This is a genomic window from Lapillicoccus sp. (genome assembly GCF_036559105.1).
Taxonomy (GTDB): Bacteria; Actinomycetota; Actinomycetes; order Actinomycetales; family Dermatophilaceae; genus Lapillicoccus.
Genome location: NZ_DATBTV010000151.1, coordinates 1 through 8,948, shown reverse-complemented (window position 1 = coordinate 8,948; position 8,948 = coordinate 1). Strand labels below are relative to the sequence as shown.

The following is an 8,948-nucleotide window of genomic DNA, read 5'->3' as shown; positions in this document are numbered from 1 at the left end:
GCCAGCCACTCGCGCTCGCCGACGGTGATGTCGATCGGGACGTCGAGGATCTGCCACATCTCGCCGCGGTGCTCGTGCTTCTGCAGCGACAGCCGGTGGCCGGGCTCGACGGTGATGATCTTGACCGTCACGGTCTCGTTGGAGACGAACTGCTGGAACTGACCCCACGGCCGCTCGACGGCGAAGATGTCGACCGTCGGGTTGCGGTCACCCTGGTCGTACTCGCTCTGGGTGTGGGTCGCCTCGTCGGTGAGGTCCAGCTGCTCGCTCATGGCGGACAGTCTGCCCTAGTCAGGCGACCATCCCGGTCACCACGGTCCGTAGGGACCGTCGTTCCGGCGGCCGCGACCGGTCACCCGGCGCAGGGCCGGCCGGACGTCCGCGAGGTAGACCGCCGCGGCGATGAACCCGATGAGGCCGAACATGTTGAGGACGTTGAACAGCGTCACGACGCCGAGGACGACCGCGACGAGCAGCAGAACCATCCAGAAGTTCTTGGTGCGCTTCCCGGCCGCGACGAAGGCATCAGGCCGGTGTCGGACGGCGTCGACGAGGGCGAAGACCTCGCAGGCCAGCGCGGCCAGGCCGAGGATGAGGACGAGTGAGCTCTGGAAATCGGTGAAGGCGGTCATGGGCGGGTCACCTCTGTGCGTCATGGACTGTCGAGGACCAGTGTGACCGGTCCGTCGTTCACCAAGGAAACCGCCATGTCGGCCCCAAAGGTTCCCGTTTCGACCTCGACACCCTTCTGGCGCAGCGCCGCGACCACCGCCTCGACGACCGGTTCGGCCACCGGACCGGGCGCGGCGGCGTTCCAGGTGGGGCGTCGTCCCTTCCGCGCGTCGCCGTACAGGGTGAACTGGCTCACGACGAGGACCGCCGCCCCCGCGTCGAGGACCGAGCGCTCGTCGCGAAGTAGCCGCAGGTCCGCGACCTTCCGGGCCAGCCACTCGACCTGCTCGGGGCCGTCGTCGTGCGTGACGCCGACGAGCACGACGAGCCCTGGGCGGTCGATCGCCCCGACGACCACACCGTCGACGGTGACCGAGGCGGACGTCACCCGCTGCAGGACCGCCCGCATACTCGAGCCGCCCTCAGGGACCGACGGCCACGATGGCGCCGACCGGAACGCCGTGGCCGAGCACCGGCGCCGTCGCGAGGTCGTCGATCGCTGCCGGCGCGTCCACGTCCAGTCGCCGCAGGACGGCAGCGAGGACCACGGCCTTGGCCCGCGGGTACCCGTCGGCGATCTTCACGGCGACGCCGCGCCCATCGGGCAGCCCCACCGCATACACCGACTCGGCGCCGTCCTTGGCGATGAGCCCCTCGGCCTCGCGGACGAGGTGGGTGACCTGGCGGTGAGTACCACCGAGGTAGATCGGTTCGGCCCGGATGGCCGCCGTGACGCGGGCCTCGGCGCTGCCGGGGGCCGCGGTGGCGATCCGGCCGAACGCGCGGGCGAGGCCGGTCAGCGCGTAGGCGTGCAGCGGCGCGCCACAGCCGTCGACGGTCACCGCGACGACGGGCTCGCCGCTCAGCTCGACGATGGTGTCGGTGATCGCGCGTTGCAGCGGATGCTCCGGGTGCCGGTATGCGGCGGTGTCCCACCCGTTGACGACGCAGGTCGCGAGCATGGCCGCGTGCTTGCCCGAGCAGTTCTGGGTGAGCGAGGACTTGGCCTGGCCGGCCCGGATCCACGCGATGCGCTCATCGTCGTCGATCGGGTAGTCGGGAGTGTTCTGAAGGTCCGCGGGGGTAAGTCCGGCTCCCCCGAGGATGCGCGTGGCGGCCTCGCGGTGGAACGGCTCCCCGGAGTGGCTGGCGCAGGCGAGCGCGAGCTCGGCGTCGGGGAGGTCGAGCCCCGCCCGCACCATGGCCGACGCCTGGATCGGCTTGTTGGCCGACCGGGCGAAGACGGCGCCGGTGGGGTCGCCGACGGCCCACTCGACCGTGCCGTCAGGGGCCGTGACCACGACGGTGCCGCGGTGGACGCTCTCCACGAACCCTCCGCGGACGACGTGAGCCAGGATCGGTGCCTCGGTGAGCGCGGCGCTCGGAAGGGTTTCGAGGGAGGCGTCGGGCACGGCGGTCAGTGTGCCAGAGCGGGTATGCGAACGGGCCGGTCCGCAAGAGGCTCGCGGACCGGCCCGGTCAGCCGCGGTATGCGGCGTGGAGCCGGTCGCGCCGGGGGCCCCCTACCGCGGCGGGCGAAGCCCGCCGGGGTTGGGGAGGTCGGTTGCCGTCGTCCGGCGCGACCGGGGTCACGTGCCCGGTGGGGGCAGTGCGGTCAGGCGCCGACCTTCTGGGCGGCGGCCTTGGTCGCCTTGCGGGCGCGCGGGGCGGCCTTGCGGGCGGAGGTGGCGGTGGCCTTGGTGCGGGCCGTGGTGGCCTTGGCGCCCTTCCGAGCGGTCGTGCGGGTGCGCTTGGCCGGGGTCGCGGTCTTGGCGACGGCGTCCTGAGCGGCGTCCGCGACGACGTCCGCGGCGATCGCGGCGTCCTTGGCCTCGCGGCTGACGACGTCGTTGACGACGCCGGCGACCCGCACGGCCTGGTGGCGACCGGTGGTGATCGTCGCCTTGGCCGAGGCCTGGGTGTCGGAGACGGCCTTGCGGACGGTGGTGACCGCGCCCTTGCCGATCGCGACGGTCTGCTCGGCCTGCGCGACGAGGTCCTGGGTGGGCTTCTGGGTGCGGATCTTCTTGACCAGCTCCTCACCGCGGGCGGCGAAGGCGTCGTACTGGCCCTGGGCCTTGCCGGCCAGCTCGAGCGACCGCTCGAGGACCACGGCGGGCACGTCCTGGACCTGCTTCTGGACGGTCTTGGGGGTGACGGCGGTGATGGTCTTGCCGGCGGCGGCGGCCTGGGTACGGGCCTGGATGCGGGCGGCGCGCAGCTTCTCGGCGGCGAGGTCGGTCACACCGACCACGGCGTAGACCGGCGTGGCGTCGGTGACCGTCTTCTTGAGTTCGTGGGTGAAAGCCATGTCACTTCTCCTTGCTGGTGGTGGTTGAGGGGGCCGTCTCGGCCGGCGCGGAGGCCGCCGTGAACGACGTGTAGACGTCGACGAGCACGGCACGCTGCCGGTCCGTCAGAACGGGGTCCTTGGCGATGGCCTGGAGGACGGACGGACCCTCGTAGGCCGGCACCGGCTTCTCGTCGAGGATGCCGGCGCGCACGTAGAGGGTCTCGGCGGAGACCTCGAGTCCACGGGCGAGCTCCTTGAGGATCTCCGCGCTCGGCTTCTTCAGGCCCCGCTCGATCTGGCTGAGGTAGGGGTTCGAGACGCCGGCGAGCTCGGAGAGCTGACGCAGGGACAGCTTCGCGTTCTGTCGCTGCTCCCGCAGGAACGAGCCCAGATCATGCAGATCCGGGAGTTCCGGGCCGGGCAGCTTGCTCACGCATCCATTGTGCTTGCTCTAGTTAGCAAAATGCAAACTGGGGACAGCGTGAGCCCGCTCACACCCACCCACACCACCCCACTCCCGGTCGCCGAGAGCCCGGCTTCGGCCGGTATGCGAGGTCGCAAAGCGGCCGAAGCTGGCCTCTCGGCCGGTGGGGGAGCGGGGTGGCCTGCGTCGAGGGGTCGTCAGCGGCGTTTGACGCCGAGCAGGTCGCGCGCCTCGGTGGTGGTCATCGGCGGGCGCTGCATCAGCGTCGCCAGCTCCGCGGCCCGCAGGACCAGCTCGTCGTTGTGCTGCACGGCCCGGCCGCGGGCATACACGAGGTTGTCCTCCATCCCGACGCGCAGGTGACCGCCGGCCGACAGGGACGTCGCCGCGATCGGCAGATGGCTGCGCCCGATCCCGGTGGCGGACCAGCTGGTCACCTGGGGCGGCAGCAGCTCGACTCCGGCGAGCAGGGCGGCCGACGTCCCCGGCATACCCCCCGGAACCCCCGTCACGAAGTCCACGTGGACCTTGCCGCCGAACGGCATCCCCTCCTGGTCGAGCAGCCGCTGCAGCGCCGCGACGTGGCCGAGGTCGAACAGCTCGAACTCGGGGACCACCTCCCGCTCGATGCTCTGGCGGTACAGATCGACCATGAACGGCCAGGGGTTCAGGAACACGTCGTCGCCGAAGTTCGTCGTGCCGCAGGTGAGCGAGCACGAGTCCGGCTCGGCGTCGAGCACGGTGAGCCGCTGGTCCAGCGGGTCCTGGACCGAGCCGCCGGTCGACAGCTGCACCACCAGGTCGGTCGCCTCGCGAACCGCGTCCACCGACGCGCGTAGCCGTCCGGGGTCGAGGGTCGGCGCGTGGTCGGCGTCGCGGATGTGCAGGTGGATCATCGACGCCCCGGCAGCCTCACAGCGCACGGCTGTCTCGACGAGCTCGTCCAGCGTGGTCGGCAGCTGCGGGACGTCGGCCTTGCTCGACTCGGCGCCGGTCGGGGCGACGGTGATGAGGGTGTTCACGGCCCGAGAGCCTAAGGCGGGTGGCGTCAGGGGGCGACGACGACCTCTTGGGCCGCCGCGATGCCGCCCGCGAGCAGCGGCGCGTCGACCGCCGTGTTGCGCTTGACCAGGGCGAGCGCGATCGGTCCCAGCTCGTGGTGCCGGGCCACGGACGTCACGAACCCGATCGCACGCCCGTCGTGCACCACCTCGGCACCGCGGTCCGGTAGGACGTGCCCGGACCCGTCGAGGTGGAGGAAGACCAACCGGCGCGGCGGCCGACCGAGGTTGTGCACCCGGGCGACGGTCTCCTGCCCGCGGTAGCACCCCTTGTGCAGGTGCACCGCCGTTCGCAGCCAGTCGACCTCGTGGACGATCGTGCGGTGGTCGGTCTCGAACCCGAGCCGCGGCCGCCAGGCCGCCACCCGCAGCGCCTCAGCCGCCCAGATCCCGGCGAGTGGCCGATCTCCAACGACCGCAACGAGATCCGCGCGCGGGACGATGAGCTCACGCCAGCGCCGCGCTGACCCCGGGTGGTCCACGACCGGCCCGTATGCGGCGGTGTCGCCGACGAGGTCGGGCCACGGGTCGCGCCAGGCCAACGGCTCCCCCGGGGCCGACTCGGCCGAGTGCGGCTCGCCGAGCACGGCGTAGTCGTCAGAGACGTCGGCCACCTCGACCCGGAGCATGAACCGCATCGACTCCAGCCACGCGACGAGCGAGGGTGCCGTCCCCGGCTCCACGGTGATCCACGTTGTCGAGCCGTCGTCGACCAGGTGCAGGGCGTGCTCGACGTGGCCCTTGGGCGAGAGGACGAGCGTCTCCACGGACGTGCGGGGCGCGAGACCCGTCACGGTCTGGGTGGTCATCGAGTGCAGCCAGGTCAGCCGGTCCTGACCCGAGACGGTGACGACCGTGCGGTTGGACAGGTCGACGACGGCGAGACCCTCCTCGAGCAGCCGCTGTTCGCGCATCGGGTCGCCGTAGTGGGCCGCGACCCCGGCGTCGACACCCTCGGCGGCGACCGCGCCGGGAGTGGACAGCAGGGGTGAGACGGGCGCGTCGACCGGAGTCACCGGCATACCGGTCACTGCTTGTCCCCGCGGCAGCCGGCGCACCAGCCGTGGATCGCCATGTGGGTCACATCAGGGTCAAAGCCCGTGGCGTCCCGGACATTCCCTGCGAAGTCGGCGGCCGTCGCGATCGGAGCCTCCGAGACGGTCCCGCAGCCCAGGCAGACCAGGTGGATGTGCGTGGCGTGGTCGGCGAGGTGGTAGGTCGGCGCCCGGTGGTCCAGATGCGTGTGCGAGACGATCCCGAGCTCCTCGAGGGCGTCCAGGCCGCGGTAGATCGTCGACAGCGGAAGGGTGGCACCGCCGTCGTCGGCGACCTTGGCCGCGACCGCGTCCGGGGTTCCGTGCTCGAGGGAGGTGAGCGCGTCGACGATCCGACGGCGCTGGGGTGTCAGCCGCATACCCCGTGCCCGCAGTGCCGCGCCCAGGTCGCTCACGGCGCGCCTCAGCCCACCCGCTTCAGCTGCGCGGAGACGTGGCTCTGCAGCTCCTGGCCCATGGCCGCCATGTCCATCACCCAGAACAGCTGGGACTCGACCAGCCCGTAGAGCCGGGACCCGGCGTTGTACTCCTTGGCCAGGGGGCTGCGGACGACGCTGTCGGTCTTGAGCTCGACCTTTGCGGGTTCCATCTTCCCGTAGTAGATCTCGATGATCCCGGTCGGATGCGCGAGCAGCAGCTCGACGTCGCGGCCGTCCTCACCGGGCCGCCAGAAGCCCAGCTCGGTCGAGAGCGGCCGGAGCTTCTCCCCGGTCTCCTGGTCGAGCAGCCACGTGTGGCTGTGCCACTCGAGGAAGTTGCGGCCGTCGTGACGGCACTCGACCTCCTGGCCGAAGTTCACCGACTCGATGGTGGGGTAGCCGACCACGCCGGCGCCCTCCCACCGCCCGATCATCCAGGCGAGGGGCCGCAGCCGCTCGGGCAGGTTCACATCGAGCTCGAACACCCAGGAATCGTAGCCTGGGTCCGTGAACCGGCTCCTCGTCAAGATCACCTGCGGCGCCGAGGCACCGGAGCGCTACTCGCAGGGCGTCACCGTTGCCGCCACCGCCCTCGCGGCCGGCGCGGAGGTGAGCGTGTGGCTCACCGGTGAGGCCACGTACCTCGCCGTCCCCGGTCGAGCGGAGGAGTTCGTCCTCCCGTATGCGGCGCCGCTCGCCGAGCTGCGCGACACCCTCCTCGCCGGAGGGCGGGTCACCGTGTGCACCCAGTGCGCCGCGCGACGGGAGATCGCCGAGGCCGACCTGCTGCCGGGAGCGCGGATTGCCGGCGCGGCGAGCTTCGTGGAGGAGGCTCTGGCGCCGGGGACGCAGGCTCTCGTCTACTGACGCTGGCGGGGGGCGCCCCCTCGTCCGGACTCAGATGTTTGTCGGTGTGACGGCCGGAGGCCCCGGAAACCGACAAACATCTGAGTTCGGATGGGGTCAGACCGAGCCCGCGCCCTAGCCCGAGAAGATCCGGGCCAGCAGGTAGACGACCACGCCCACCATCAGCACCCCGGCCGCGCCGACGGCGACCGCTCCCTGGGCCGTCTTGGCTCCCGGAAGCGCGAACAGCACCCGCATCATCGAGTGCGAGATTCCGGCGACGAGAACGCCGGCGAGCGCCGCTCCACCCAGCGGGAGCCCGGTCACGACGACCGCCGCGATCACCGACACGGCAGTCCCGAGAACCAGCGCGGCGAGGAGCACCCAGCCCGGGGCGAGCCGACCGCCCAACCAGAGGGCGGGCAGCGCGGCCGCGGCCAGGCCGAGCACCGACACGAGCGCCCACGGGCCACCGTGCGGGTAGTGGGGCAGCGGGATGAACGCCGAACCGGACGCCATGACGGCCAACGCGCTCACGGACGCCGCGACGCCCTCGGTCAGCCGCGGTCGTCCACCGCGCCGGAACACCTGCTGCAGGAACGCGGCGATCACGCACACCGCGACCGCGACCGGCACCCAGACGAGGTACGGGTCGGTCCCCGTCAGCCCCGCCGCGGCGGAGATCGCGACCGCCCCGGCACCGAGGACCAGCGCCGCCACGTGAGGGCTCGGGGCATCGGTCAGGCGGACCCAGCCCCACGCCAGCACGACCGAGGCGAACCCCACCGCCACCGCCGTATACCCCGGTCCGACCAGCGCGGACAGGCCGACCAGCACGGCCAGCGCGACGGCCGTGCCGACCGCGAGCACCCGGACCCCGCGCGGCACGGCGGACTCCTCGGCCAGCGAAGCGCGGCGACGTTCCTCGGCCGCCGCGGTCAGCTGCTGGGCCTGCGCGGCTCTGACCGACGCCCGGGTCAGCGGCTGGGTGTCGGGCTCGACGACGGCGGCGGTATGCGGCGGGTCCGCCGGTTCGTCGCCCGGTGGCGGCTCCGTAGGGACCCAGCCTCCCGGGGTCCGAGCGTCGTCTCCCGCCGTCACGGGGGCATCCTTCCACTCTTCCCGGTGCCCAGCGTTCGACGCGTTCTGGTGGCCGCCGACGAGCTCCGAGCGGTCCGGAGCACGAACCAGCGTCAGCCGCCGGCGAACGGTGGCAGCACCTCGACCGTCGCCCCCGCAGGGACCGTGCGGTCGGGTGGAGACGCCGACCCGTCGACGAGGAACGTCGCCACGGCCGCCACCGGCTCCAGCGCCGGATGCAGCGCCACCGCGGCCGCGACCACGTCCGCGACGGTGGATCCGCCGACGACGTCGGAGGCCACGCCGGTGGCTGCGCGGGCGCCCGCCCAGTAGCGGACGGTCACCCCGTGGTCGCTCGGGAGGGTGGTGGTCACGGACCCATTATTCTCGCCGGATGGTCCACCTCCTGCTGCTGACCAACGCGCTGGCTCCCAGCGCCGAGGTCCTGCCGGCTCTGGGCCTGCTCAGTCACCAGGTGCGGATCCTGCCGGCCGAGCCGACGGCGCTGGTCAACGCACCCGCTGGTGAGGTCGTCCTCGTCGACGCCCGCTCCGAGCTGGCGCAGGCCAAGTCCCTGTGCCGGGTGCTGCGCGCGACCGGGCTGTCCAGCCCGCTGATCGCCGTCCTCACCGAAGGTGGCCTGGCCGGGCTGACCAGCGAGTGGGGCGTCGACGACGTCATCCTCGACAGCGCCGGACCCGCCGAGGTCGACGCCCGTCTGCGGCTCGCGATCACCCGCACGGACACCGGCGAGGACGAGGAGAGCGGCCCGATCCGGGCCGGCGAGGTCGTCATCGACGAGGCGACCTACTCCGCTCGCGTCCGGGGCCAAGTGCTCGACCTCACCTACAAGGAGTTCGAGCTGCTCAAGTTCCTGGCCCAGCACCCCGGTCGGGTCTTCAGCCGGGCCCAGCTGCTGCAGGAGGTCTGGGGCTACGACTACTTCGGCGGCACCCGCACCGTGGACGTGCACGTCCGGCGGCTGCGGGCCAAGCTCGGCAGTGAGCACGAGGCGTTGATCGGGACGATCCGCAACGTCGGCTACCGCTTCGTCGCCGACCGCCCGCGTGAGCTCGGCGTCGTCGCCGAGGCCTGACC

Annotated in this window: 13 protein-coding genes and 1 pseudogene; 2 read left to right on the top strand and 12 right to left on the bottom strand. The window is 72.3% G+C overall.

All coding sequences use genetic code 11. The features are described 5' to 3' along the window. The 10 genes and pseudogenes from VIG79_RS18050 to VIG79_RS18005 form a co-directional block, all read right to left on the bottom strand. A pseudogene (locus VIG79_RS18050) lies at nt 1–272 on the bottom strand (hypothetical protein); the annotation flags it as partial. Nucleotides 273–308: 36 nt separating this feature from the next. Next, a complete protein-coding gene (locus VIG79_RS18045; protein ID WP_331888163.1) occupies nt 309–632 on the bottom strand; it encodes a DUF2516 family protein in 324 nt (107 codons plus the stop codon). A 20-nt stretch (nt 633–652) separates the two neighbouring features. Beyond that, nucleotides 653–1,081: a D-aminoacyl-tRNA deacylase gene (gene dtd, locus VIG79_RS18040; RefSeq protein WP_331888161.1), complete on the bottom strand. Its 429-nt coding sequence runs from the start codon at nt 1,079–1,081 to the stop codon at nt 653–655. A 13-nt stretch (nt 1,082–1,094) separates the two neighbouring features. Further along, complete coding sequence (locus tag VIG79_RS18035; RefSeq protein ID WP_331888159.1) at nt 1,095–2,084, bottom strand: asparaginase; 990 nt, start codon at nt 2,082–2,084, stop codon at nt 1,095–1,097. Between the two features lie 203 nt (nt 2,085–2,287). Continuing rightward, nucleotides 2,288–2,983, bottom strand: a complete 696-nt coding sequence (locus VIG79_RS18030; protein ID WP_331888157.1) for a hypothetical protein — start codon at nt 2,981–2,983, stop codon at nt 2,288–2,290. Nucleotide 2,984: 1 nt separating this feature from the next. Further along, complete coding sequence (locus VIG79_RS18025) at nt 2,985–3,398, bottom strand: helix-turn-helix transcriptional regulator (RefSeq protein WP_331888155.1); 414 nt, start codon at nt 3,396–3,398, stop codon at nt 2,985–2,987. Nucleotides 3,399–3,586: 188 nt separating this feature from the next. After that, the gene (locus VIG79_RS18020) at nt 3,587–4,411 is read right to left on the bottom strand and encodes a 3-keto-5-aminohexanoate cleavage protein (protein WP_331888153.1); all 825 of its coding nucleotides are present in this window, start codon (nt 4,409–4,411) and stop codon (nt 3,587–3,589) included. Between the two features lie 26 nt (nt 4,412–4,437). After that, nucleotides 4,438–5,472 (bottom strand): YgfZ/GcvT domain-containing protein, encoded by a 1,035-nt coding sequence (locus VIG79_RS18015; protein ID WP_331888151.1) that lies wholly within the window; start codon nt 5,470–5,472, stop codon nt 4,438–4,440. A 5-nt stretch (nt 5,473–5,477) separates the two neighbouring features. After that, nucleotides 5,478–5,900, bottom strand: a complete 423-nt coding sequence (locus VIG79_RS18010; protein ID WP_331888149.1) for a Fur family transcriptional regulator — start codon at nt 5,898–5,900, stop codon at nt 5,478–5,480. A gap of 8 nt (nt 5,901–5,908) precedes the next feature. After that, nucleotides 5,909–6,409: an FABP family protein gene (locus VIG79_RS18005; protein WP_331888147.1), complete on the bottom strand. Its 501-nt coding sequence runs from the start codon at nt 6,407–6,409 to the stop codon at nt 5,909–5,911. Between the two features lie 22 nt (nt 6,410–6,431). Between VIG79_RS18005 and VIG79_RS18000 the strand changes: the two genes are divergently transcribed. Continuing rightward, nucleotides 6,432–6,791: a DsrE family protein gene (locus tag VIG79_RS18000; protein ID WP_331888145.1), complete on the top strand. Its 360-nt coding sequence runs from the start codon at nt 6,432–6,434 to the stop codon at nt 6,789–6,791. Nucleotides 6,792–6,905: 114 nt separating this feature from the next. On the opposite strand, the gene VIG79_RS17995 is transcribed toward VIG79_RS18000, so the two are convergent. Both VIG79_RS17995 and VIG79_RS17990 read right to left on the bottom strand, forming a co-directional pair. Continuing rightward, a complete protein-coding gene (locus VIG79_RS17995; protein ID WP_331888143.1) occupies nt 6,906–7,871 on the bottom strand; it encodes a hypothetical protein in 966 nt (321 codons plus the stop codon). A gap of 92 nt (nt 7,872–7,963) precedes the next feature. Then, nucleotides 7,964–8,224 (bottom strand): MoaD/ThiS family protein, encoded by a 261-nt coding sequence (locus VIG79_RS17990; protein WP_331888141.1) that lies wholly within the window; start codon nt 8,222–8,224, stop codon nt 7,964–7,966. 20 nt (nt 8,225–8,244) lie between these two features. Between VIG79_RS17990 and VIG79_RS17985 the strand changes: the two genes are divergently transcribed. Then, entirely contained in the window at nt 8,245–8,946 is a 702-nt protein-coding gene (locus VIG79_RS17985; RefSeq protein ID WP_331888139.1) for a response regulator transcription factor, read from the top strand. Nucleotides 8,947–8,948: the final 2 nt, after the last annotated feature.

Coding starts and splice junctions, on each gene's coding strand:
- VIG79_RS18045 (WP_331888163.1), bottom strand. CDS start 632: ATGACCGCCTTCACCGATTTCCAGAGCTCACTCGTCCTCATCCTCGGC.
- dtd (WP_331888161.1), bottom strand. CDS start 1,081: ATGCGGGCGGTCCTGCAGCGGGTGACGTCCGCCTCGGTCACCGTCGAC.
- VIG79_RS18030 (WP_331888157.1), bottom strand. CDS start 2,983: ATGGCTTTCACCCACGAACTCAAGAAGACGGTCACCGACGCCACGCCG.
- VIG79_RS18015 (WP_331888151.1), bottom strand. CDS start 5,472: ATGCCGGTGACTCCGGTCGACGCGCCCGTCTCACCCCTGCTGTCCACT.
- VIG79_RS17985 (WP_331888139.1), top strand. CDS start 8,245: ATGGTCCACCTCCTGCTGCTGACCAACGCGCTGGCTCCCAGCGCCGAG.